Source organism: Actinomadura formosensis (assembly GCF_050948385.1).
GTDB classification, from domain to species: domain Bacteria; phylum Actinomycetota; class Actinomycetes; order Streptosporangiales; family Streptosporangiaceae; genus Spirillospora; species Spirillospora formosensis.
The window spans coordinates 1348511-1372601 of the sequence record NZ_CP192011.1; the positions used below are offsets into that span (position 1 = coordinate 1348511).

16 protein-coding genes and 1 pseudogene are annotated in these 24091 nt (G+C 73.1%); 10 read left to right on the forward strand and 7 right to left on the reverse strand.

The window, feature by feature from the left end; all coding sequences use genetic code 11:
- The first annotated feature begins 114 nt into the window (after positions 1 to 114).
- Complete coding sequence (locus ACQP1N_RS06365; RefSeq protein WP_067794165.1) at positions 115 to 750, forward strand: TetR/AcrR family transcriptional regulator; 636 nt, start codon at positions 115 to 117, stop codon at positions 748 to 750.
- Positions 751 to 831: 81 nt separating this feature from the next.
- Here the strand turns inward: ACQP1N_RS06365 and ACQP1N_RS06370 are convergent, their stop codons facing one another.
- A complete protein-coding gene (locus ACQP1N_RS06370; protein ID WP_131732678.1) occupies positions 832 to 1014 on the reverse strand; it encodes a hypothetical protein in 183 nt (60 codons plus the stop codon).
- 358 nt (positions 1015 to 1372) lie between these two features.
- Here ACQP1N_RS06370 and ACQP1N_RS06375 point away from each other — a divergent pair, with 358 nt between their 5' ends.
- Positions 1373 to 4750: a pyruvate carboxylase gene (locus tag ACQP1N_RS06375; RefSeq protein WP_433229578.1), complete on the forward strand. Its 3378-nt coding sequence runs from the start codon at positions 1373 to 1375 to the stop codon at positions 4748 to 4750.
- Positions 4751 to 4773: 23 nt separating this feature from the next.
- Here the strand turns inward: ACQP1N_RS06375 and ACQP1N_RS06380 are convergent, their stop codons facing one another.
- Complete coding sequence (locus tag ACQP1N_RS06380; RefSeq protein WP_433229580.1) at positions 4774 to 5397, reverse strand: TetR/AcrR family transcriptional regulator; 624 nt, start codon at positions 5395 to 5397, stop codon at positions 4774 to 4776.
- A gap of 154 nt (positions 5398 to 5551) precedes the next feature.
- Here ACQP1N_RS06380 and ACQP1N_RS06385 point away from each other — a divergent pair.
- A pseudogene (locus ACQP1N_RS06385) lies at positions 5552 to 6493 on the forward strand (RNA polymerase sigma factor); the annotation flags it as partial.
- A gap of 73 nt (positions 6494 to 6566) precedes the next feature.
- Here the strand turns inward: ACQP1N_RS06385 and ACQP1N_RS06390 are convergent.
- Complete coding sequence (locus ACQP1N_RS06390) at positions 6567 to 7517, reverse strand: threonine/serine dehydratase (RefSeq protein WP_433229582.1); 951 nt, start codon at positions 7515 to 7517, stop codon at positions 6567 to 6569.
- A 168-nt stretch (positions 7518 to 7685) separates the two neighbouring features.
- Between ACQP1N_RS06390 and ACQP1N_RS06395 the strand changes: the two genes are divergently transcribed.
- Positions 7686 to 8876: an FAD-dependent monooxygenase gene (locus ACQP1N_RS06395; RefSeq protein WP_242608844.1), complete on the forward strand. Its 1191-nt coding sequence runs from the start codon at positions 7686 to 7688 to the stop codon at positions 8874 to 8876.
- On the opposite strand, the gene ACQP1N_RS06400 is transcribed toward ACQP1N_RS06395, so the two are convergent.
- Positions 8870 to 10105: an RNA polymerase sigma factor gene (locus ACQP1N_RS06400; protein ID WP_433232597.1), complete on the reverse strand. Its 1236-nt coding sequence runs from the start codon at positions 10103 to 10105 to the stop codon at positions 8870 to 8872. The genes ACQP1N_RS06395 and ACQP1N_RS06400 overlap by 7 nt on opposite strands.
- A 146-nt stretch (positions 10106 to 10251) precedes the next feature.
- Positions 10252 to 10605, reverse strand: coding sequence for a YciI family protein (locus ACQP1N_RS06405; protein ID WP_067794172.1), 354 nt, complete (start codon positions 10603 to 10605; stop codon positions 10252 to 10254).
- A 309-nt stretch (positions 10606 to 10914) separates the two neighbouring features.
- Between ACQP1N_RS06405 and ACQP1N_RS06410 the strand changes: the two genes are divergently transcribed.
- Positions 10915 to 11811 carry a helix-turn-helix domain-containing protein gene (locus ACQP1N_RS06410; RefSeq protein ID WP_433229585.1) on the forward strand — a complete coding sequence of 299 codons (897 nt, stop codon included), beginning with the start codon at positions 10915 to 10917 and terminating at the stop codon, positions 11809 to 11811.
- Between the two features lies 1 nt (position 11812).
- On the opposite strand, the gene ACQP1N_RS06415 is transcribed toward ACQP1N_RS06410, so the two are convergent.
- Positions 11813 to 12373: a dihydrofolate reductase family protein gene (locus tag ACQP1N_RS06415; RefSeq protein WP_067794173.1), complete on the reverse strand. Its 561-nt coding sequence runs from the start codon at positions 12371 to 12373 to the stop codon at positions 11813 to 11815.
- Positions 12374 to 12494: 121 nt separating this feature from the next.
- Between ACQP1N_RS06415 and ACQP1N_RS06420 the strand changes: the two genes are divergently transcribed.
- From ACQP1N_RS06420 to ACQP1N_RS06440, 5 genes are all read left to right on the forward strand, one after another.
- Positions 12495 to 15698, forward strand: coding sequence for a BTAD domain-containing putative transcriptional regulator (locus ACQP1N_RS06420; RefSeq protein ID WP_433229588.1), 3204 nt, complete (start codon positions 12495 to 12497; stop codon positions 15696 to 15698).
- Between the two features lie 121 nt (positions 15699 to 15819).
- Positions 15820 to 19122: an FtsX-like permease family protein gene (locus ACQP1N_RS06425; protein WP_433229591.1), complete on the forward strand. Its 3303-nt coding sequence runs from the start codon at positions 15820 to 15822 to the stop codon at positions 19120 to 19122.
- Positions 19119 to 21710, forward strand: coding sequence for an FtsX-like permease family protein (locus ACQP1N_RS06430; RefSeq protein WP_433229594.1), 2592 nt, complete (start codon positions 19119 to 19121; stop codon positions 21708 to 21710). The genes ACQP1N_RS06425 and ACQP1N_RS06430 overlap by 4 nt, the downstream gene beginning before the upstream one ends.
- Positions 21707 to 22636: an ABC transporter ATP-binding protein gene (locus tag ACQP1N_RS06435; protein ID WP_433229597.1), complete on the forward strand. Its 930-nt coding sequence runs from the start codon at positions 21707 to 21709 to the stop codon at positions 22634 to 22636. The genes ACQP1N_RS06430 and ACQP1N_RS06435 overlap by 4 nt, the downstream gene beginning before the upstream one ends.
- Complete coding sequence (locus tag ACQP1N_RS06440) at positions 22633 to 23328, forward strand: ABC transporter ATP-binding protein (RefSeq protein ID WP_067794178.1); 696 nt, start codon at positions 22633 to 22635, stop codon at positions 23326 to 23328. The genes ACQP1N_RS06435 and ACQP1N_RS06440 overlap by 4 nt, the downstream gene beginning before the upstream one ends.
- On the opposite strand, the gene ACQP1N_RS06445 is transcribed toward ACQP1N_RS06440, so the two are convergent.
- Positions 23329 to 24072 carry a GntR family transcriptional regulator gene (locus ACQP1N_RS06445; protein WP_084262522.1) on the reverse strand — a complete coding sequence of 248 codons (744 nt, stop codon included), beginning with the start codon at positions 24070 to 24072 and terminating at the stop codon, positions 23329 to 23331.
- Between the last annotated feature and the right edge of the window lie 19 nt (positions 24073 to 24091).

Here is a 24091-nt window from a genome sequence, read left to right on the forward strand (position 1 = left end):
CATGATGGTAGGCGCTCCGCGAAGTAGTTGATCTAGCGCCTGCGGGTACCGGGGTCTCCGGCACCCGGGAATTTGATGGGACCATGGTCCGATTAGCTTGGTCTGGAGACGTTGATGGACGGGAAAACCGCGGGTGGGCGGCGCGTCGATCTTGAACTGATGCGGACGCCGCCACCCAAGGAACGCGCCGATGCCGCGCGCAACCGCGCGAAGGTGCTGGACGCCGCCGCCGAACTCTTCGCCCGGCACGGGGTCGAATCGGTCTCGATGGACGCGATCGCCGCCGCGGCCGGCGTCGGCAAGGGAACCCTCTTCCGCCGGTTCGGGGACAAGGCGGGCTTGGCCGTGGCCCTTCTGAACGAACGCGAACGTGCCTTGCAGGACGCGATCCTCTCCGGGCCATCTCCACTGGGGCCGGGAGAGGGCGACACAGGGGCCTCGCCGTCTGAGCGTTTGCACGCCTTCGCCGACACCTACCTGGACTATGTCCTGGACCATCTGTCGCTCGTACGCATGTCGGAGACCGCCTCGCCAGGGGCGAGGTACCGCATTGGCGCCTACGGGTTCTGGCATCGGCATCTGACGATCCTCCTCGACCAGATGGGTGAGGCCGCCCCAGACGGCGAGGCCGTGGCCCATGCGCTTCTGGCCGTGCTCGGTGCGGAACACCTCACCGCGATGGTCGAGAGTGTGGGGACGGAACGCGCGCGCGCCGCCGTCCACAGCATCTTCGACAGGGCAGAGGGTTAGACCCACGGAGAATGCCAAGCCCCCGTGCGCCTGCACGGGGGCTTGGCATCCCCCTGGCCGGGATGCCGAGGGAACGATGCGTCAGGCCGGGTCGGGCGTCCGTCGCTCCGGACGAGACTCCACCCGGCCGTCCACTTTGCCCGGCGGACCCTCCAGGGCGTGGTTGCGTTCGAGTTGCGCCGCCACCGCGAGGGCGCGCAAGGACGTGGTCTTCACATGTTTGCGTTCACGGTTGGAACGGGTGCTGGGGATGCTGCTCGGCACTGTTCACCTCCAGGTGGTGGACATGGTGCTACCCCGTACGCCGGAGTTCGCACGGTAGTTGCAACTGCAAGATCCCTTCTCACTATTCCGAGTGATCGGCCCTTTTGTTCACGTCCGGATCCGGTTGTGGGCCCCTGGAACCGCTCAGCGCAGGAACAAACGTGCGTTTTTCGCTCTAGGTGCCATCTGGCGCTTTGTTCCCAGGTCTCGTCCGGGCCGCCGGGCCGCCGGGCCGGGTAGGTATCCGGAGATCCGGTTCGCCCGCCGGGTTGGTCACGCCACGAGCGGCTCAGCGTGGAGCCCGGGAGGCCGGCGGGTGCGGGCGGCCGCACCCGAGCCGTCTCCTGGGAGAAAAACGTTGATCAGAAAGCTGCTCGTCGCCAACCGGGGCGAGATCGCCGTGCGCGCCTTCCGCGCGGCCTACGAACTCGGCATCGCCAGCGTCGCCGTCTACGCGCACGAGGACCGGCTGTCCCTGCACCGGCAGAAGGCGGACGAGGCGTACGAAATCGGCGAGCACGGCCATCCCGTCCGCGCCTACCTGGACGTGGACGGGATCGTGGAGACCGCGTTGCGGGTCGGCGCCGACGCCGTCTACCCCGGCTACGGGTTCCTGTCGGAGAGCCCGGAACTCGCGGCGGCGTGCGAGCGCAACGGGATCACGTTCGTCGGCCCGCCGTCCCGCGTGCTGAGTCTGGCCGGCAACAAGATCGAGGCGGTCGCGGCGGCGCGCCGTGCCGGCCTGCCGGTGCTGCGTTCGGCGACGCCGGAGCCCGGACGGGAGCTGGAGGCGGCCGACGAGGTCGGTTTCCCGCTGTTCGTGAAGGCCGCGGCGGGCGGTGGCGGGCGGGGGTTGCGCCGCGTTGACCACCGCGAAGAACTGACGGCCGCGGTGGACACCGCACGCCGTGAGGCGGAGAGCGCGTTCGGTGACCCCACGGTCTTCCTAGAGCAGGCTGTGGACCGTCCCCGCCACATTGAGGTGCAGGTCCTCGCGGACGGTTCCGGGCAAATCGTTCACCTGCGGGAGCGTGACTGCTCGGTGCAGCGCCGCCATCAGAAGGTCGTCGAGATCGCTCCCGCGCCTCGCCTGGCGCCGGAGGTGGCGGAGCGGCTGTGCGAGGACGCCGTGAAGTTCGCCCGCGAGATCGGCTACGAGAACGCCGGCACCGTGGAGTTCCTCGTGGACGACCGCGGCGAGCACGTGTTCATCGAGATGAACCCGCGCATCCAGGTCGAGCACACCGTGACCGAAGAGGTCACAGGCGTCGACCTGGTGCAGAGCCAACTGCGCATCGCGGGTGGTGAGACGCTGGCCGACCTTGGCATCGCGCAAGAGGAGGTGACCGTCAGCGGCTTCGCCGTGCAGTGCCGTATCACGACCGAGGACCCCGCGAACGGGTTCCGTCCCGACACCGGCAAGATCTCGGCGTACCGGTCGCCGGGCGGCGCCGGGGTGCGGCTCGACACCGGCACCGCGTACGGCGGTGCGATCGTCTCCCCGCACTTCGACTCGCTGCTGGTGAAGCTGACCTGCCGGGGCCGGACGTTCGAGGAGGCGGTGCGGCGGGCGCGCCGGGCCGTCGCCGAGTTCCGCATCCGCGGCGTCGCCTCCAACATCCCGTTCCTGCGGGCGTTGCTGGACGAGCCGGACTTCCGCGCGGGCGGCGTCACGACGTCCTACATCGCCGACCATCCCGACCTGCTGACGGCCCGGTCGAGCGGCGACCGCGCGACGCGGCTCGTCCGGTACCTGGCGGACGTCACCATCAACAAGCCGCACGGTGAGGCGCCGACCGATCTGGATCCGGCGACGAAGCTGCCGCCGCTCGATCTGGACGGCCCGTTCCCGGAGGGGTCGCGTGACCGGCTCCTGGCGCTCGGCGCGCGCGCGTTCGCCGAGCAGCTCCGGAACCAGAGCGCCTTGGCCGTCACCGATACGACGTTCCGGGACGCGCACCAGTCGCTCCTGGCCACGCGAGTACGTACCTACGACCTGCTTGCAGCCGCGCCTTACCTGGCCCGCATGACCCCGCAGCTTCTCTCCATCGAGGCATGGGGCGGGGCCACCTACGACGTCGCGCTCCGCTTCCTGGGCGAGTCGCCCTGGGACAGGCTGGCCGCGATCCGTGAAGCCGCCCCGAACCTGTGCATCCAGATGCTTCTGCGCGGGCGCAACACCGTCGGATACACGCCGTACCCCGACTCGGTGGCGCGCGCCTTCGTGAAGGAGGCGGCCAGTACGGGTGTCGACATCTTCCGTGTGTTCGACGCTCTGAACGATGTGGAACGCATGCGTCCGGCCATCGACGCCGCGCTCCAGACCCACGCGCTCGTCGAGGGGACCCTCTGCTACACGGGCGACCTGTCGTCCCCGGACGAACGGCTCTACACGCTCGACTACTACCTGCGGCTCGCGGAGGAACTGGTCGAGGCCGGGGTCCACGTCCTGTGCATCAAGGACATGGCCGGCCTGCTGCGCGCTCCTGCCGCGCGCACCCTGGTCACGGCCCTGCGCGAGCGTTTCGACCTGCCCGTCCACCTCCACACCCACGACACGGCGGGCGGCCAGATCGGCACCTACCTCGCCGCCATCGAAGCCGGGGTGGACGCCGTGGACGGGGCCGCCGCGCCCCTTTCGGGCACCACCAGTCAGCCGCCCCTCCAGGCGATCGTGGCCGCGACCGACTTCACCGACCACGCCACCGGCATCGACTTGGACGCGCTCACCGTCATGGAGCCGTACTGGGAGGCCGTCCGCAAGCTCTACGCGCCGTTCGAGATGGGCCTTCCGGCGCCGACCGGACGCGTCTACCAGCACGAGATCCCGGGTGGGCAACTGTCCAACCTGCGGCAGCAGGCCGTCGCGCTCGGCCTCGGCGACCGCTTCGAGGAGGTCGAGCGACTGTACGCGGCGGCCGACGCGATCCTTGGGCGGCTCGTGAAGGTCACCCCGTCCAGCAAGGTCGTCGGGGACCTGGCCCTGCATCTCGTCGCCGCCGGCGCCGACCCCGGCGACTTCGCCGAGAACCCCGACCGCTACGACATTCCCGACAGCGTCATCGGGTTCCTCAACGGCGAGCTGGGCGACCCGCCCGGTGGCTGGCCCGAGCCTTTCCGCACCAAGGCCCTTGCCGGACGCCAGTACACCCCCGCCAGAGCCGAACTGGACGGCGCCGAAGAGAAGGCCCTTGCCGGCTCCGAGGTTCGCGACACGTTGGACCGCCTGCTCTTCCCCGGGCCCGCCAAGGACTATCGCGAATCCCGTGCCGCCTATGGCGACCTCTCCGTCCTGCCCACGGGCCCCTTCCTCTACGGCTTGCGCACGGGCCACGAGGTCGCGTTCGACCTCGAACCCGGTGTCCGCGTCCTGGCAGGGCTGGAGGCGGTCGGCGACATCGACGAGGCGGGCGTCCGGCAGGTCATCTGCACGGTGAACGGCCAGCTGCGCACCCTGGCCGTCCGCGACAAGTCCGTTGTGGCGGACGTGCCGCCGGTCGAACGCGCCGATCCCGCCGAGCCCGGCCACGTCGCCGCGCCCTTCGACGGCTCGGTGACCCTCCGCGTCGCCAAGGGCGACGAGGTCGCCGCCGGTGACGTGGTGGCCACCATCGAGGCCATGAAGATGGAGGCCGCGATCACGGCCCCCGTGGCCGGCGCGGTGGCCCGCCTGGCCGTCCCCGAGGCGACCCCCGTCCAGGCGGGCGACCTGCTCCTGGTGATCCAGCCCGGCTGACCCCTCCCCGCGGTGGCGCCGGTTCAGGAGCGGACGGCGTAGGTGCTCAGGGACGGTGCCAGCAGCTCGAAGGCGGTGGCCGCCGACTTGGTGAGGGCGGCGGCCACCTCTTCGGGTGTTTCGTCGTTCAGGGTGCGGCGCAGGGTTTCCTGGAAGAGGACGCGGTGGACGGCGCCGAGCTGGGCGGCCACCAGGCGGGGGAGCGGATCGCCCGGGGCGGCGCCGGTCTCCTCGGCGAGGACGGCGGCGAGAGCGTCCTCGCGTTCCTCGTGGAACTCGCGGAGCCGGGCGGCCAGCGCCGGGCTCTCGGTGATCATGCGGGCGAAGCCGGGGCCGCCGAACCCGATCACGGGATCGTGCCGGTCGACGGCCTGCAGGAACGCGCGGCGCAGCGCGGCCAGCACCGACTCGCCGGGCGCACGCGTGGCGACCGTGCGGGCCGGCCGGCTGACGAACTCCTCGTGCAGATCGAGTGCCAGGTCCTCCTTGCGGGGGAAGTAGTTGGTCACGGTCATCTTCGCGACCTGCGCCGCCGCCGCGACGTCGGCGATCGTCACCCGGTCGAAGCCGTGCCGCAGGAAGAGGCGCGTCGCCTGGTTCGAGATGTTCTGCCTCGTCTGCTGCTTCTTCATCTCCCGCAGTCCCATGCGGGCATACTCTCATAGTTCGACCTAAAAATATCCTTGCTACATATATAGGTCCGGCCTAAGTTTATGTCGCGGGGCAGGCGGGTACCGAGATCGGGTGACCCGTTCCCTCCAGGCCGGACGAGCAAAGGACACCGCCCTGAACGCCAGCCACGCGCCGAGCGCGTCCCGCCGCGCCACCGTGAACCTCGTCGACCCGATGAAGGACTACCTGTCCCGCATCGGGCGCACCGCGCTGCTCACCGCCGAGCAGGAGGTCGACCTGGCCAAGCGCATCGAGGCCGGCCTGTTCGCCCGCCAACGCCTCGAAACCCTCGGCGACGACCTCAGCTTCCAGGACAAAGAGGACCTGGAGTGGATCGCCACCGACGGTGCGCGCGCGAAGGAGCACATGGTCGAGGCCAACCTCCGGCTCGTCGTATCGCTCGCCAAGCGCTACATGGGCCACGGCCTACCGCTGAACGACCTCGTCCAAGAGGGCAATCTTGGGCTGATCCGCGCCGTGGAGAAGTTCGAGTACCGCCGGGGCCTGAAGTTCTCCACCTACGCCGTCTGGTGGATCAAGCAGGCGATCAGCCGTGCGCTGGCCGACCAGAGCCGCACGATCCGCATCCCGGTGCACGTCGTCGAGGTGCTGAACCGGATGACGCGCGTCCGGCGGCGGATGATGCAGGACCTCGGCCGCGAGCCGACCTCGCGGGAACTGGCCGCCGAGCTGGACGTCACCACCGAGAAGGTCGAGTGGCTGCGGCGGCAGGCCCGGGAGCCGGTGTCGCTGCACACCCCGCTCGGGGAGGACGGCGACGGCGAACTCGGCGACGTCATCGAGGACCCCGACGGCGGAGACCCCGCCGACGTCGTCGCGTCCTCGATGCTGCGCGGCCGGCTCGACGCCGTCCTGGAGACGCTCACCGAACGCGAGGCCGGCGTCATCTCGATGCGGTTCGGGCTGTCCGGCGGCGAGCCGAAGACGCTGGAAGAGGTCGGCAAGGTCTACGGGGTGACGCGCGAGCGCATCCGGCAGATCGAGTCCAAGGGCATGCACAAGCTGCGCCATCCCTCCCGGCGCGAGACCCTCGCCGATCTGCTCGGCTGACCCGCCCGGCCCGGTTCGCGGGCGGGCCGGGCCGCCGGCTCCGCCCGTGCCCGGCCGCTGCCGCCTCAGCCCTTCAAGGCCGGGTGACCAGGTCGGACGGATCGGTGTTGGCGCCGCACAGGACGACCATCACCCGTTCGCCCGGGGCCGGGCGGTAGGCGCCGGTGCGCAGGGCGGCGACCGCGGCGGCGGTGCCGTGTTCGACGGCCAGGCGGTACTCGTCCCAGACGAGCCGGCGGGCCTCGATGATCGCCTGGTCGGGGACGAGGACGGGCAGCACACCGGTGCGGGTCGCGACCGAGAACGCGATGTCGCCGAGCCGCGTCGCGCCGAGCGAGTCGGCGGCGATCCCCGACACCTCCACATCGACCGGGCGTCCCGCGTGCAGGGCCCGTTCGAGGGTCGGGATGGTCTCGGGCTCGACGCCGACCACGCGGGCGCGGCCTTCGAGGGCGGCGGTGACACCGGCCATCAGCCCTCCGCCGCCGACCGCGAGCAGGACGGTGTCGACCTCGCCGCCGGTCTGCTCCAGGATCTCCAGGCCGAGCGTGCCCTGCCCGGCGCAGACCTCGGGCAGGTCGTAGGCGTGGCAGAACAGGGCGCCGGTGTCGGAGGCGCGCTTGGTGGCGGCGTCCTGCGCCTCGGCGTACCGCGTTCCGACCTGGACGACCGCGGCGCCGAGCGCGCGCAGCCGGGCGACCTTCACCGCGGGCGCCGTCTCCGGGACGAACACCTCGGCGGGCACCCCCGCCTGTGCCGCGGCGTAGGCGAAGGCGAGGCCCGCGTTGCCGCCCGAGGCCGCGACGACGCCCGCGTCCGGGAGCCGGTCCCCGTCCCGCGCGGCGAGGATGTGGTTGAACGCGCCGCGTGCCTTGAACGACCCGGTGTGCTGGGTCAGTTCGAGCTTCAGCCACATCCGCCCGGCGGGCGCGACCGGGGCCGGATCGACCTCGATGAGCGGAGTGCGGCGGACATGGCCGGCGACCCGGCGCGCCGCGTCTTCGATGTCTGAACGAGAGATCACTCGGTGGTCCTCTCCGGGGCTCCGTCCTGCATCATCACCCAAACACAGTTCGGGGCTGACAGCGACCCACCGGCCTCTGTCAGCGGACGGTATGCGGCCTGTCAGCGGATGCGGGCAGCTTTGCGGACGGCGCGGGAACACGTCCCGCCACTGATTCGGGAGCCGTCCATGACGAACACCTCGTCCATGAAGAACACCCCGTCCATGAAGAACAGCAGGGTCCTCATCTCCGGCGCGAGCATCGGCGGCCCCGCACTGGCGTACTGGCTGAACCGCTACGGCTTCGATGTCACGGTCGTGGAACTGATGCCGGGGTTGAGGCTCGGCGGCCAGGCGATCGATGTGCGCGGCCCGGCACTGGACGTCGCCGAGCGGATGGGCGTCCTGGACCGGATCCGCGAACAGCGCGTGGAGATGCGCGGAATGTCCATGGTGGACGCCGGCGGCGCCGAGCTTCACCGCACCGAGGAGTACACGTTCACCGGCGGCGACCTGAGCAGCCCCGACATCGAGATCCTCCGCGAGGACCTGTCGCGGATCCTCGCGGACGCGGCCGGCGAGGGCATCGAGTACCTGTACGGCGACTCGATCGCCGGGCTGGAGCAGGACGACGACGGCGTCCGGGTGATCTTCCACAGTGGGGCGATCCAGACGTTCGACCTGGTCGTCGGCGCGGACGGCCTTCACTCCAACACCCGCCGGCTGGCGTTCGGTCCGGAGCGGGACTTCCTCTCCCACCTCGGCCCCTACCTGGCGGTGTGGACGGCCCCGAACTTCCTCGGCCTGGACCGCTGGCAGATCGGCCACCGGACGCCGGCCGGCAACTGGGGCGGCGTGATGAGCGTCCGGGGCAACACCGAACTCCGCGTCTTCCTGGGCTTCGAGTCCGAGAAGCCGATCGACTACGACCACCGCGACATCGCCGCGCAGAAGAAGATCATGGCGGACGCGCTGGCCGGCGGCGGCTGGGTGCTGCCCGAGCTCATCCGCACGATGTGGGACGCGAAGGACTTCCACTTCGACTCGATGGCGCAGATCCGCATGGACTCGTGGTCGAGGGGCCGGGTCGTCCTGCTCGGGGACGCCGGATACTGCGGGTCGCCGATGTCCGGGCAGGGCACGAGCATGGCCATCGTCGGCGCGTACGTCCTCGCGGGGGAGTTGAAGGCGGCGGGCGGCGACCACCGCGCCGCGTTCGCGAACTACGAGCGGGAGCTGCGCGGGTACATCGAGGCCAACCAGGACCTCGCGCTGGCCAACCGGGCGCAGGTGGAGGAGGGACGTGACGGCGAAGTCGGGATGTACGACCTCCAGGAGTTCGCGAAGGTCGTCAACTCCTACCAGGTGAAGGGCTACTGAGCGGGGCGGCGCAAGGAGGCGGCCCGCTCCAGCAGGGTCTTGCGTTCGGGCGCGTTGCGGGTCAGTTCCGCGGCGCGCTCGAACTGCGTCCGGGCCTCGTCCAGCCGGCCGAGCCGGGCGAGGAGGTCCCCGCGGACGCTCGGCAGCAGGTGGTAGCCGCGCAGGGACGGCTCGTCCACCAGCGCGTCGGCGAGTGCGAGGCCCTTGTCCGGGCCGTGCGCCATGCCGACGGCGACCGCGCGGTTCAGTTCCACGACGGGGGACGGGGCGACGCTCGCGAGGACCGCGTAGAGGGACGCGATCTGTGCCCAGTCGGTGTCCTCGGCGGTGGGTGCCTGCGCGTGGCAGGCGGCGATCGCGGCCTGCAGGACGTACGGACCGGGTGGCTCGCCGATCGCCTTCGCGCGGAGCAGGGCCGCGAATCCCCTGCGGATGAGGAGCCGGTCCCAGCGGCCGCGGTCCTGCTCCATGAGCGGGACGGGTTCGCCGGACGGCCCGGTGCGCGCGCGTGTCCGGGACGCCTGGATCTCCATGAGCGCGGCGAGCCCGTGCACCTCGGGTTCACCCGGCGCCAGTTCGGCGAGGATGCGGCCGAGGCGCAGAGCCTCCTGGCACAGGTCCGCCCGCACCCAGTCGCCGCCGCCGCTGGCCGCGTACCCCTCGTTGAAGATCAGGTAGACGACCTCCAGGACGGACGACAGCCGCGCCGCGCGGCCGGGCCCCTCGGGCACCTCGAACGGCACGCCCGCCTCCGACAGCGTCCGCTTCGCCCGGACGATCCGCTGCGCCACGGTCGGCTCGGAGACGAGGAACGCGTGCGCGATCTCCTCGGTGGTGAGGCCGCCGAGCATCCGCAGCGTCAGCGCGACCCGCGCCTGCACGGACAGGACGGGATGGCAGGCCGTGAAGATCAGCCGCAGGACGTCGTCCTCGATGTGCTCGTCGTCCGGGACGTCGAACTCCGCCGCCGGCCGCGTCTCCAGGTCGCGGCCCATCTCCGCCAGCTTGTGCTCGAACCGCCGCTCCCGGCGGATGCGGTCGATCGCGCGGCGCTTGCCGACGGCCATGAGCCAGGCGCCCGGGTTGTCCGGGACGCCTGACTCCGGCCACTGTTCGAGCGCGGCGACCAGCGCGTCCTGCGCGAGTTCCTCGGCGAGCCCGATGTCGTGCACCAGCCGGGCGAGCCCGGCGATGATGCGCGCCGCCTCCAGCCGCCACACCGCGTCGATGCTCGCGTGCGCGGCGGATCCGCGCACGTCCGGCCCGTGCGCGGATCCGCCGTGCGCGGGGGGTTCGTGCGCGGGGGGTTCGTCCGAAGCCGTCACGCCGCCGATGAGAGCACCCGCACCGGCCGCCGCGCAAGCTCAGCGGCCGATCACTGCCCCGGGAAGGGGTCCTCCGGGCCGAACACCTGCTTGATGACGCCCGTGCCGTCCCCGACGATCGACCAGAACCGCTTGGAGAGCTCGATCGCCTCCTCCCGGCTGCGCACCTCGATGAGGGCGAAGCCGACGACGCCCTCCTTGGCCTCGGCGAACGGGCCGTCGGTGACGGTGATCTTGCCGCTGGACGAGGTGATGCGGGTGCCGTACGGCTCCAGCCCGCCGGTCGCGAGCAGCACCCCGGCCCTGGCCATCTCCTCGATGAACTTGCCCATCTCCGCCTGGAGCTTCTCGTCCGGCGGCGCGTCGTCGGGGCCGTTGTCCGTGGTCATCATCATGAACCGCATGCTGTTTCCTCCTTGTGTCCTTGCCCGGGTCATCCCCGGTCTTCGCTGACGCGTCGAACATGGGGTGAACGGATCGACATCTCGCCCGGATTTTTTCGGTTTTCTTTTCGGAACCGGAATCGTGCCAGGTCAGTGTGGTGTCGCTCGGGCATCCGGTTCAAAAACCGCAAGTCGCCACAAATCAGGATGTTCAGACCGGTGGGCAAGCGGTCCACCTGCGGGTAACTTTCTTCTCCGTAGGAAGATTTCTTGCACGCCGAGGAGGCATCCCGTGGAAGATCTAGCATCGGTCCGGGGGTGCGCGGGAGCATGAGCCGACATCCGGACGAGTCGATCCCCATCGTGCAGGACCACCGGACCGCCGGGCCGACCGTGCTGCGGATGCTGGTCGGCGCGCAGCTGCGCCGCTTCCGCGAGGCCGCCCGGATCTCCACCGAGGCCGCGGGCTATGAGATCCGCGGCTCGCACTCCAAGATCAGCCGGATGGAGCTGGGCCGGGTCGGCTTCAAGGAACGCGACATCGCCGACCTCCTGACCCTCTACGGCGTGACCGACCCCGATGTCCGCGAGGAGCTTCTGGAGCTGGCCGAACACGCCAACACCCCCGGCTGGTGGCAGGCGTACGGCGACGTGGTGCCCAGCTGGTTCGAGCCCTACCTCGGCCTGGAGCAGGGCGCCGTCGTGATCCGTGTCTATGAGATTCAGAACGTCCCGGAGCTGCTGCAGACCCCCGACTACGCGCGCACACTCATCACCGCCCGCCACCCCGAGGCGTCCCAGGCCGAGATCGAGCGGCGGGTCGAACTGCGCATGGCGCGCCGCCGCGTGTTCGACCGCCGCGAGCCGCTGAAGCTGTGGGCCGTCCTGGACGAGGCGGTGCTGCGCCGCGTCGTCGGCGGCCCCGCCACGATGCGCGCCCAGCTTGAGCACCTGATCGAGATGGCGGCGCTGCCCAACATCACCGTGCAGGTCCTGCCGTTCACGGCCGGAGGGCACGCGGCCGAGGGCGGCCCGGTGACGCTGCTCCGGTTCGCCGAGCCCGAACTGCCCGACATCGTCTACCTGGAGCAGCTCACCGGCGCCCTCTACCCGGACCGGGCGTCCGACATCGCCCGCTACCGGGACGTCCTGAACCAGCTCGGCGTCCAGGCCGAACCGCCGTCCCGCACGCCGGAGATCCTCCGGGCCGTCCTCGCCGGCCGCTGAGCTACTTGGCGGCCGGGACGTAGGTCGCGATGATGACGCCGGTCGTGAAGACCTTGGTGTCGGCCAGCTCGAACGATGCCGCGAAGCCCTTCCGGGTGAGCAGCTCCTCGGGGTCGCCGGGGCCGACGATCACGGGGTGGATCCAGAGGCGCAGCTCGTCCAGCAGGCCGTGCTCCACGAGCGTGCGCGACACCGGGCCGAAGCCGTACTGCAGGATGTCCTGGCCGTCCTGCTCCTTGAGCTTGGTGAGCTCGGCGACGGCCTCGGACCGGGGGATCGCCGTCGAGTCGCCCCAGGCCGGCTTCTTCAGGGAGTCGGACACGACGTAGTGGGGCAGGGTGTTCATCCGGACGCCGAAGTCACCGGTCGACTCCTCCATCGCCGGCCACGCCTGCGAGAAGCCCTCGAACGTCTTGCGCCCCATCAGCAGGGCGTCGCAGGAGAACAGCAGATCCCGCGCGTAGCCGGCGGCCTCGTCCTGGAAGTACGCCGAAGTCCAGTTCTGCGGGTTCTCGATGACGCCGTCGAGCGACACGTACGTCGAGTTGATGATCTTGCGCATGAGGTCCTCCGTGAGATCGGATCGTGCTGTCCTTCTCGCTTGCTGGAACCACCATGCGCGACACCGTTTACGGGATTCTTACGGTCGCCTTCCGCGCATCGCTCCGCGTTAGGGTCGGAGCGTGCGATTCGGGGTACTCGGTCCGCTCGCCGTCTGGACCGACGACGGTGAGCTGGTGCCCGTACCCGGCCTGAAGGTCCGGGCGCTGCTGGCCGACCTGCTGGTGCACGAGGGCCGTCCCGTGCCCGCGGACCGGCTGATTGACGACCTGTGGGGCGGTGAGCAGGGCGGGGCACTGCCCGGCAACCCGATGGGGGCGCTGTCGGCGAAGGTGTCGCAGCTGCGCCGGGTCCTGGAGGACGCCGAACCGGGGGCGCGGGCGCTGGTCGAGTCGCGCCCCGCCGGGTATCTGCTGGGCGCCGGCGACGAGCGGGTGGACGCGCGGCGGTTCCAGATCCTGGTGGAGCGGGCGCGCCGGGCGGAGGAGCCGAAGGAGCGCGCGGAACTGCTGGCCGAGGCGCTGGGCCTGTGGCGCGGCCCCGCCTTGGCGGACTTCGCCGACGAGCCGTTCACCCGTGCGGCGATCGCGCGGCTGGCCGAGCTGCGGCTGACCGCGCTGGAGGAGCACGCCGAAGTGCGGCTCGACCTGGGCGAGCACGGCGCGCTGGCGGGAGAACTCGGCGACGCGGCCCGGGAGCATCCGCTGCGGGAGCGCCTGCGCGCCGCGCACATGCGGGCGCTGTACCGGGCGGGACGCCAGAACGAGGCGCTGGAGAGCTACGAGCGGTACCGGACGCTGCTCGCCGGCGAGCTGGGCCTCGACCCCGGCTCCGAGCTGGCCGGTCTGCAGCGCGCGATCCTGCGGCAGGACCCCGCCCTGGACGCGCCCGCCCCGCCGCCGTCCCGCCGCCGGTCGAACCTGCCCGTACCGCCCACCGAGCTGATCGGGCGGGATGACGCGGTCCGCGACATCCGCGCCCGCATCGGCACCGACCGGCTGGTCACGCTGACCGGGCCGGGCGGGGTGGGCAAGACGCGGCTGGCGATCGAGACCGCGTCCGGGCTCGTGGACGCGTTCGGCGACGGCGTGTGGATGGCGGAGCTGGCCGGCTTCGAACGCTCGACCGTCCCGGATCTGGCGGACGTCGTGACCGCGATCCTCGACCTGCGGGACGCGCCGGGGGCCCCGGAGGCGGCGCTCGACCGGCTCGCGGCGGCGCTCGGCGCGCGCCGGCTGCTGCTCGTCCTCGACAACTGCGAACACGTGATCGAGCAGGCCGCCGGGCTGGTGGAGCGGCTGCTGCGGAAGGTCCCCGGGGTGCGGGTCCTCGCGACGAGCCGGGAGCCGCTCGGGCTGCCCGGCGAGGTGGTGTGGGCCGTCCCGCCGCTGGACGTGCCACGCGAGCGGGACGATCCGGCGGAGTCGAGCGCGGTCCGGCTGTTCGCGGCGCGGGCGCAGGCGGCGGCCCGCGGCTTCCGGCTGGACGCGGGCACGGCCGGCCCGGTCGGGGAGCTGTGCCGGCGGCTGGACGGCCTGCCGCTCGCGCTGGAACTGGCCGCGACCAAGGTGCGCGCGCTCGGGATCCAGGGCCTCCTCGACCGGCTCGACGACCGGTTCCGGCTGCTGTCGTCCGGGCATCGCGGCGCTCCGGCCCGGCAGCGGACGCTGACCGCGATGATCGACTGGAGCTGGGACCTGCTGACCGAGCCGGAGCGGGCGGTCCTGCGGCGGCTGTCGGTGCACGCCGACGGCTGCGCCGCCGAGTCGGCCGAGGCGGTGTGCGCCGGCGCGGACGTCCCCGAGGCGGAGGTCCTGGACGTCCTGGTCCGGCTGGTCGACCGCTCGCTCGTCGTCATGACCGAACGCGCCGGCGAGGGGCCGCGCTACCGGCTGCTGGAGTCGGTCGCCGCCTACGCCGCCGACCGGCTGGCGGAGGCGGGCGAGACCGAGCGGACGCGGGCCGCGCACGGCCGCCACTACACCGGCCTGGCCGAACGCGCGGAACGCCACCTCTACGGGCCCGAGCAGGCGTACTGGCTGCGCAGGCTCGACCTGGAGTCGGCGAACCTGCGGGCCGCGCTCGACGCCCTGCCGGGCGGCGCGGTGCTGCGGCTGGCCAACGCGCTCGCCTGGTACTGGTTCCTGCGCGGCCGGCTGAGCGAGGCGCTGCGGTCGCTGGACGCCGCGATCGGCGCGGACGGCCCGGTCCGCGACCGGGCGAGGGCGCTGACCTGGCGGGCCGGGCTGTCGGTCCTGAAGGGCGTCCCCGGAGACTGGACGCCCCGCCGTGACGAGGCCCTGCGGCTCGTGGACGAGGCGGCGGACGCGCGCCTCGCCGCCTGGGCGCGCTGGTTCCTGATGTTCGCCCAGTTCGAACTGGACGATGCCGGGGCGAACGCGGTCATGCTGGACGAGGCGCTGGCCGAGTTCCGGGCGTCCGGCGACCGGTGGGGCGAGGCGGCCTCGCTGATCCTGCGCGCCAAGCACGCCCACGCGCACGGCGACCCCGCCGCGCTGGAACGTGACGCGGAGCGCGCCGCCGCGCTGTTCGGCGAGGTCGGGGACCGCTGGGGCCGGCTCCAGGCGATCGAATGGCTCGGCGCGGCGGCCGAGCTGACCGGCGACTACGAACGCGCGGAACGGCTGCAGCAGGACGGGCAGCGGATGGCCGAGGAACTGCACATGTGGCCGGACGTCGCCGTCCGGATGGCGTGGCGCGGCTGGGTCGCCCACCTGCGCGGCGACCACGCGTCCGCGCGGCGGCTGTTCGGGCGGGCGCACCGGGTGGCGGTGGAGCAGGGGTTCGCGCAGGCCGTGACGTTCGCCGATCTCGGGCTCGGGCTGGTGGCGCGCCGCGAGGGACGCCTCGACGACGCCGAGGACCGGCTTCGCCGCATGCTGGCGGCGGTGTCGCCGGAGGAGTTCCCGCCGCTGTATCTGCCGCTGGTCCAGACGGGCCTCGGATATGTGGCCGAGGCGCGCGGCGACGCCGCGCGGGCCGTCCGGTACCAGCGGGACGCGCTGACCGTCGCGATCAGGCTGGAGTCGCCGCGCGATCTGGCGTTCTCGCTGGAGGGGCTGGCCGCGGCGCTCGGCCTGGCCGGACGCTCCGGGGACGCGGCGGCGGCGCTGGCGACGGCGGCGGCCGTCCGGGCGTCGGCCGGGCTGCGGCCCGGTCCCGCCGAGCGGGAGGACATCGACCGCGCCGCCGCGCGTGCCGGGGATCCGGTCGCGTCAGGGGCCGTCCTGGAGCCGGTCGACATCCTCCGGCGCGCCGAGTCCGTCCCGCCGGAGGGGGTCTCCGTCTGGGCGCCGCCTGGATGATTTTCCGGTTATTGCAGGAACGTTGCGGAACATCACGGAATCATCGCGGCCCCTTGTGGTATAGGACACAGCGGGGTGAGCATGATCGACTGTGAGACTCCGGGGGCTGGTTCTCAGGCGCATGGCGGGCGATCGCATGCTGATCCTCGCCGCGTGCGCGACCGCGCTGTTCGCGACCACCGTGCTCACCACCCTCGTCGGCTACACCGGGTCGGTGACCCGCGAGGGCCTGCGGCGCACCCTGGCGGAGGCGACCGCCGACACGACCGGGACCGTGATCGGCGCGCACGTCCCCGGCGGGGGCCTCACCAAGGTGCAGGACCGGATCGGCGGGGCGCTCAAGGAGATCTACGGGGACGTCCCGCTGTCGGTCTCGATGAGCGTGCGCAGCGACACCTACACGCTGCCCGGCCAGGAGAACAGCGCCCATCCCGACCTGACCGCGTTCCAGACCTTCACCGGGATCGAGCGGCACGCGCGGCTCGTCAGGGGACGCTGGCCCCGCGAAGGCGGCGAGCCGATCGAGGCGGTCCTGCCCGAACCGGCCGCTCGCGCCGTCCACGCGGACGTGGACGACGTCCTCACCCTGCACGGGCGCGTCGACAAGAAATCGGTCGTGCGGGTCCGCGTCGTGGGGGTGTTCGAGGTCCCCGACCCGGGTGCGTACTTCTGGCAGGACGACCGGCTCGTCACGGCCGGCGTCGTCCGGCTCGACTACACCACGTACGGGCCGTTCGTGGTGCCGCCCGGCGTGTTCGCGCAGCGCTTCACCGGAACCGGCGTGGACGCCCGCTTCACGGTCCTGCCCGACCTGCGCCGGCTGGACGCCGGCGACCTCGGCCCCCTCCGCGACCGGGTCGCCGGCACCCGGGCCACCTTCGCGAAGGCGGGCGGCGGCGGGGCGCAGTACACCGTCGTGACGAGGCTGCCCGAGCTGACCGGGCACCTGCACGACGCGGTGCTCGTCGCCCGCTCCACGATGCTCATCCCGGTGATCCAGCTGATCCTGCTCGCCGGGTGCGCGTGGCTGCTCGTCTCGCGGCTGCTCGCCGACCACCGGCGCGGCGAGGTCGCGCTGCTGCGCACCCGCGGCGTCGGGATGCGGCAGCTCGCCGGCCTCAGCTTCGCCGAGGGACTGCTGATCGCCCTGCCCGCCGCCGTGCTCGGCCCCCTGCTCGCCGGTCCGCTGCTGCGGCTCGCGAGCCACGCCCCCGCCGTCCGGGCGTCCGGGCTGCGGCTCGACCCCGGACCGCTCGCGCCGCTGTGGATCGTCTCGGCGGTCACCGCGCTGCTCTGCGCCGCCGCCCTGACGCTCCCGGCACTGCGCGGCGCCAACCGCACGTTCGTGGAGGTGCAGGCCGGGATCGGCCGCCCGCCGCGCGGCGGCCTGCTCGGCTCGGGCGCCGACCTCGCGCTGCTGCTGGTCGCCGGGCTCGCCCTCTGGCAGCTCACCCGGTACGGCGCGACCGGCGCGGACCTCGCCGCCGGCGTCGACCCGTTCATCGTGTCCAGCCCGGCCCTCGCGCTGCTCGCCGGCGGCGTCCTCATGCTCCGGCTGCTGCCGGTCGTGTCGCGGGTCGCCGAACGGGCCGCCACCCGGGGGCTCGGGCTCGTTCCCGTCCTCGGCACCCGGCAGGTCGGGCGGCGGCGGCTCCGGTACGCGGGCCCCGTCCTGCTGCTCGCCATGGCGATGGCCGTCGGGGTGCTGTCGGTCGTGACGATGGCGACCTGGCACCGCTCCCAGGCCGACCAGGCCGACTTCCAGAGCGGAGCCGACCTGCGGCTGGCCGACACCGCCGCCACCGGCGGCCCCACGCCGCTCGGCCACGGCGGGCGGTTCGCCGCGCTGCCCGGCGTCACCTCCGCGACCGGGGTGCTGCGCTCGGACGCCGACCTCGGCACCAGCCCGGCGACCCTCCTCGGGGTGGACGCGCGGGCGCTCGGCGGGATCCTGCGCGTCCAGCCCGGGCTGCACCGCGACCTGCGGCTGGACGGGCTGGCGAAGGCCCGCCCCGCCGCGCCCGCGCTGGCCCTCCCGGGAAGGCCCGGCCGGCTGAGCTTCGACGTGCGGCTGACCCACGACGGGCCGTACCCCCCAGAGCTCAAAGGGGGGAGGTCGCAGGGCGGCAAGTCCTTCCACCTCGCGGTGACGATCGTGGACGGCCGCGGGGTGGCCCGGCGGGCGATGCTGCCGGGCGTCGCCGCCGACGGCAAGGAGCACACCCTCACCCTGGACGCCGCCGCCCTCGCCGGGCCGGACGGCGTCCTCACCTACCCGCTGGCGGTCCGGGGCGTCCACTACCTCTACGACACCAACCCCGTCTCCGGGCAGCTCGCCCTCGACGTCCTGCGGGTGCGCGGCGACGGCGGCGCGGACGCGACGCTGCCCGCCGGCGGCCGCTGGGACGCCTTCGGCCAGACCAAGGACTCAGAGGTGAAGATCACCCCCCATGCCGAGGAGGCGAAGGGCGCACTGCTGCGGCTGTCCATCCCGCGCACCTCGTCCAAGCTGGTCTTTGGCGGGCTGCGGGGTGACATCTACCTGCCCGTCGCCGATGTCACGGTCCATGCGATGGTCGCCACGGCCACCCCGCCCGCCCACGACGGGATCAACACCGACCTCCAGCCGTCCGTCCCCGGCGTCATCACGAGCGCACTGGCCGCGCGCATGAAGGTCGGTGTCGGCGGCACGGTGACCCTGGGCACCCCCGGCGCCCAGCAGCCGATCCGGGTGGCGGGGATCGCGCCGGCGCTGCCGAGCGTGCCGGACGGGCAGCCCGCCGCCCTCGTCGACCTGCCCACGCTGACCGAGCGGCGGCTCGCCGTGAGCGGCGCGGACCCGGCGGGCATCGCGCCCGGCGAATGGTGGGCCTCGGTGCGCGGCGACCGCACCGGCCCGGCGGTGCGGGCCCTCGCCGCCCACCCCGACTGGGGCAAGGTCGCCGCGGACCGCGCCGCGCTGCGCACCCGGCTCCGCAACGCCCCGCTCGGCGCGGGACTCCAGGGCGCGCTCGTCCTCGGCTTCGGCACCGCGCTGGTCTTCGCCGTCATCGCGTTCGTCGTGAACGCGGCGGTGACGTCCGGGGAGCGGTCGCGCGAGTTCGCCGTGCTGCGGGTCATCGGCGTCCACCCCCGGCAGGTCGCCGGGATGCTCGCGATCGAGCAGGCGTACCTGGTCGCGCTCGGCCTGCTGGGCGGGACGGTGCTCGGCCTGATCGTCGCGCGGCTCGCCGTCCCGCACATCGTGCTCGGTGTGCGCGCCGCCCGGCCCTACCCGCCCGCCGAGGCGGTCGTCCAGTGGCCCGTGCTGCTCGCCATGATCGCCGGGGTGACCGCGGTGCTCGGGGTCGTGCTGCCGCCGGTGATCGGGGCGCTGCGCCGCCGCGACCTCGGCGGGGAGCTGCGCATGGGGGAGGAGCGATGAGCAGTCCCGCCCTGCGGCTGGCCCGCGCGCACTGGGCGCCGCTCGTCGCGCTGGCCGTGCTGACACTGCTGTCCGCGCTGTTCGCCGTCGCCGTTCCGGCCCGCACCGCCGCCGGCTACGACCGCGCCGGGGCCGCCGCGGTCAGGGGGACCGACCTGCGGGTGGTGGGCACGGCGGCCGGTCCGGAGGCGGCGCGGCCCATTTCGTCCGGCGCGGCGCTGGAGACGGTCACCGTCGACTGGCAGACGCTGCTGCCGCCGTCCCTGCGCGACGTGGCCGGGGAGCCCGAAGGCTCGGTCGGCACGGCCCGCATGGACGTCCTCGGGAACGCCCCGCGCCCCCGGAAGCTGTCGCTGAGCCACGACCCGGGCGCGTTGAAACGGATTCGCCTCGTCGCCGGCGGCATACCGTACGCCGAGCCCGGCCGGCTCTCCGGCGACGTCCCGATCATCGTCTCCAAGACCTATGCCACCGCGATGGGCTACAAGGTCGGCACCCGGCTCGCGCTCACCGAGGGGTCCCGGCCCAGGGCCGTGCAGGTCCGCATCACCGGCCTGTACGAGCCGTTGAACACCGCCGACAGGTACTGGCAGTGGGGGCCGCGCTGGAGCATGCTGCGGCCCGTACCGACCCTGGTGAGCAACGGCAAGGAGGGGGTCCTGACCGATGTGGGCACGGCGCTGATGGGCGCCGGCGGATCCGTGATGCTCACCCGCGACCCGGCGCGGCAGCTCACCTTCACCTGGCGGTTCCCCATCCGCGCCGACAACGTGGACGCCGAGCACGCCGCCGCGATCACCGCCGACCTGGACCCCTTCCGGGCCGCGGTGCAGGGCCGCCCCGGCCTGTTCCCCTGCAAGGTGGAGACCGCGCTGGACACTCGGCTGAAGGGGTACACGGCCCGGCTGCACACCGCCCGGACCGTCCTCGGCCTGGCGCTCGGCGGGCTCGCCGCCGTCGCCGCCGGGGTGCTGCTGCTCGCCGCCGGGCTGATCGGCGAACGGCTCCGGCCCGTCCTCGCCACCATGCGGGCGCGCGGGGCGTCGCTGCGCCAGCTCGCCGCCCCCGTGTTCGGGCTGACGGCGGCGGCCGTCGTCCCGTCCGCCGGGCTCGGGTACGCGGCGGGACGGCTGCTGGACGCGGGCCCGCCGCAGCCCGGCTCGGCGTACGCCGTCGCCGCGCTGGCCCTCACCGTCGTCACCGTGGCCACCGCGCTGGTCTGGCGGGAACGGGACGCCGGCCTCGGCGTCCAGAAGCGCGACGACATCGGCTCCGCCCGGCCGTCCCGGTGGCGGCTCGTGCTGGACGGCCTCCTCGTCGCGCTCGCCGTGATCGGCGTCGTGCTGCTGCGCCGGCGCGGCCACGCCGCCGGAACCGACCCGCTGGTCGCCGCCGTCCCCGCGCTGCTCGGCGCGGCCGTCGGCGTCCTCGTGCTGCGGGTCTACCCGTACCTGATGCGCGCCGCCGGCCCGGTGACGCGCCGCCGCCGCGGCGCCGTCGCGTTCCTCGGCCTCGCCCGCGCCGCCCGGCAGAACATCGTCGGGGCGCTGCCGCTGGCCGTGCTGCTGCTCGCCGCCGCCATCGCCGGGTTCACCGCCACCGTGGACACCGGACTGCGGGACGGGCAGGTCCGCGCGTCCTACGCCGCGGTCGGCGGCGACGCCCGGCTCGCCGCCGGGCCGGTGGACGAGGCCGCCCTCCGCCGGATCCGCGCCGTACCCGGCGTGACCGGCGTGCTCCCGGCCCGGATCGTCGAGACCGTGTCCACCGCGACGGACCCCGCGCCGATGACCCTGGTAGGCGTGGACCTCCACGCCTACCGGAAGCTCGCGCCGTCCGTGCCCGACATCCCCGACTCCGGGGTCCTGATGTCGCCGCTCGCCGCCGAGACCATGGGGCACGGCGAGGTGACGCTGAGCCGCCCCGGCCTCACCCCGATCCGCGTCAAACCGACCCGGACGATCGAGCGTTTCCCCGGACAGGAGACGGGCTCCGCGTTCGTGGTCGTCCCCTACAAGCTGATCGCCGCGGAGAAGGGCTTCCCGTCCCAGGTCTTCGTCACCGGCCACGACCTGGACGCCCGGAAGCTGAGCGCCGCCGCCGGCGGCGGCCGCCGCGTCGAGCTGCGCCGGGACGTCCTGCGCGGCATGGCGAGCGACGACATGGTGACCGTCGTCCACGACACCTTCCGGAACGACGCGGTCCTCGGCGGCGCGTTCGGGCTGCTCGCGGTGCTGCTCGTCCTGGTCGTCGGCGCCCGCGCCCGCGCCCGCACCATCGCGCACCTGCGCACCCTCGGGCTGAGCCGGCGGCAGAGCCGCGCCCTCGCCCTGGTGGAGATCGCGCCCGTCCTGCTCTGCGCCGTCGGCGCCGGCTGGGTGCTCGGCCTCCTGCTCCCCGAGATCACCGGCCCGGTCGTCGACCTGCGCCCCTACACCGGCGGCTACGCCGTCACCGCCCACGTCCCGGACCTGCCGGCGCTGCTCGGCCTCGCCGGCGCGCTGCTGCTCGCCGCCGCGGCGGCCGTCGCCGTCGACCGGGTCTTCGACACCGACCCCGGAACCGTCCTGAGAACGGGGGACTCATGACCGACACGCCCAGCCTCGCCGAACTGGAACGCCGCGCCGCCGAACGCGGGCCCGTCTACGGGGAGGGCGCGCACATCGTCTGCGACAACCTCGTCCGCATCTACAAGACCGACGGCATCGAGGTCGTCGCGCTCCAGGGCCTGGACCTGCTCGTCAACCCCGGCGAGCTGATCGCGATCGTCGGCGCGTCCGGCTCCGGGAAGTCGACGCTGCTGAACATCCTGTCCGGCCTGGACGTCCCGACCGCCGGCGTCGCCCGCGTCGCCGGGGCGGACCTGCTCACGATGACGGCCAAGGAACGCCTGCGCTTCCGGCGCGAGCAGGTCGGGTTCGTCTGGCAGCAGACGTCCCGCAACCTGCTCCCGTACCTGACCGCCGCGCAGAACGTGGAACTGCCGATGCGGTTCGCCGGCCGGTCCCGCCGCGAACGCGCCATCCGCGCCGCCGAACTCCTCGGCCTGCTCGGCGTCGGCGACTGCGTGGCCCGCCGTCCCGAGGAACTGTCCGGCGGCCAGCAGCAGCGCGTCGCGATCGCGGTCGCCGTCGCGAACGAACCGCACGTCATCCTCGCCGACGAACCCACCGGCGAACTCGACACCGCCACCGCCGCCGAGGTCTTCGCCGCGCTCCGCCGCGTCAACGAGGAACTCGGCACCACCACCGTCGTCGTCACCCACGACCCGCAGGTGGCCGAGCGCGTCGACCGCACCGTCGGCATCCGCGACGGCCGCACCAGCAGCGAGGTCCGCCGCCGCGCCGAGGCCGACGGCACCCGCACCGCCGAGGAGTACGCCCTCCTCGACCGCGTGGGCCGAGTCCAGCTCCCGAAGGGGTTCACCGAGGCCCTCGACATGCGCGACCGTGTCCGCCTCAACCTGGAAAGCGACCACGTCGGCGTCTGGCCCGACCAGAAGGAGACCGAATGACCGCCCCGATGGTCGCCGTGGAGGACCTGGCCCGCACCTACCGGACGGGCAAGATCGAGGTCCCCGCGCTGCGCGGCGTGTCCTTCACCCTCGCCCCCGGTGAGCTCGTCGCGCTCAAGGGCCGCTCCGGGTCCGGCAAGACCACCCTGCTCAACCTGATCGGCGGCCTGGACACCCCGGACGGCGGCACCGTCCGCGTCGACGGCCGCGACGTGGGCGCCCTCTCCGAGGACGACCTCCTCGCCCTCCGCCGCGACGACATCGGCTACGTCTTCCAGTCCCACGGCCTGATCCCCGTCCTGTCGGCCGCGGAGAACGTGGAAGTACCGCTCCGCCTGGCCCGCACGCCCCAGGCCGAACGCGACGAGCGGGTCCGCATCCTCCTGGCCCTGGTCGGCCTGGCCGACCACGCGGCCCAGCGCCCCTACGAACTGTCCGGCGGCCAGCGCCAGCGCGTGGCCATCGCCCGCGCCCTCGCCAACCGTCCCCGCCTGCTCCTGGCCGACGAGCCGACGGGCCAGCTGGACTCCGAGACGGCCGCCGCGATCATGCCCCTCCTCCGCGCATTCGTGGCGAGCGAGGGCGTGACCGTCCTGGTGGCGACGCACGACCCGGCCCTGCTCTCCGAAGCGGACCGGGTCCTGACCCTGGAAGACGGCGCGATAACCGAAACCCCCGTCCCCACCCCCTGATCACCCGACCGGGATCGTGTACGCCAGCTCGTACCGATCCACGGGCACCACGATGTCGGCGGTCTCGACGGGCCGTTCTCCGGTGTAGGTGCGCCGGATCACCATCACGATGGCCCCCATCGGCTCGTCCAGCCGCTCGGCCTCGTCCGCGAGAACGGCCCGTGCCGTCACGACCTCGGTCGCCAGCGACACGTCCTGCCCGATGGCCCGCATCCGCGCGACCACACCGGCGCCCGCATACGGCCCCTCCTCCGGCAGCATCACCGGAGTCCCGCGGGTGAGCTCCAGCGGCTCCCATGACGTCGAGAGCATGACGGGCCGGCCGTCCGCGAGGAAGGTATACCGCGTCACCATGACCGGATCGCCTTCGGCGACGCCGAGCCGCTCGGCCACCACCGGCGTTGCCGCACTCGTCTCCGAGGCCGACTGCCACGTCCCCGAATACCCCTGCGCCTCCATGTCCGCGCGGAACGGGGAGGTCGCACGCCCGTGCGCGCGGTACCAGCTTCTGGTGAGGCGCTTGACCTCCGGGCGCTGACGCACATATGTGCCGCTGCCCGAGCGGGACTCGACGTACCCCTCGGACACCAGCAGCCGGACGGCCTCAACGGCCACGCGGTCCGACACGCCATGCTCGCGTGCGAGCTCGTGGCGTGAGGGAACCCGGTCGCCCGGGGCCAGGCGGCCTTCGACGATCTGTTTGCGCAGATCGTCGGCAATACGCAGGTATGCGGGCTGGGTCACGGTGACTCCGGTGGCGATG

Coding starts and splice junctions, on each gene's coding strand:
- ACQP1N_RS06440 (WP_067794178.1), top strand. CDS start 22,633: ATGACCGCCCCGATGGTCGCCGTGGAGGACCTGGCCCGCACCTACCGG.
- ACQP1N_RS06365 (WP_067794165.1), top strand. CDS start 115: ATGGACGGGAAAACCGCGGGTGGGCGGCGCGTCGATCTTGAACTGATG.
- ACQP1N_RS06410 (WP_433229585.1), top strand. CDS start 10,915: ATGAGCCGACATCCGGACGAGTCGATCCCCATCGTGCAGGACCACCGG.
- ACQP1N_RS06435 (WP_433229597.1), top strand. CDS start 21,707: ATGACCGACACGCCCAGCCTCGCCGAACTGGAACGCCGCGCCGCCGAA.
- ACQP1N_RS06415 (WP_067794173.1), bottom strand. CDS start 12,373: ATGCGCAAGATCATCAACTCGACGTACGTGTCGCTCGACGGCGTCATC.
- ACQP1N_RS06380 (WP_433229580.1), bottom strand. CDS start 5,397: ATGGGACTGCGGGAGATGAAGAAGCAGCAGACGAGGCAGAACATCTCG.
- ACQP1N_RS06425 (WP_433229591.1), top strand. CDS start 15,820: ATGGCGGGCGATCGCATGCTGATCCTCGCCGCGTGCGCGACCGCGCTG.
- ACQP1N_RS06395 (WP_242608844.1), top strand. CDS start 7,686: ATGACGAACACCTCGTCCATGAAGAACACCCCGTCCATGAAGAACAGC.
- ACQP1N_RS06405 (WP_067794172.1), bottom strand. CDS start 10,605: ATGCGGTTCATGATGATGACCACGGACAACGGCCCCGACGACGCGCCG.
- ACQP1N_RS06430 (WP_433229594.1), top strand. CDS start 19,119: ATGAGCAGTCCCGCCCTGCGGCTGGCCCGCGCGCACTGGGCGCCGCTC.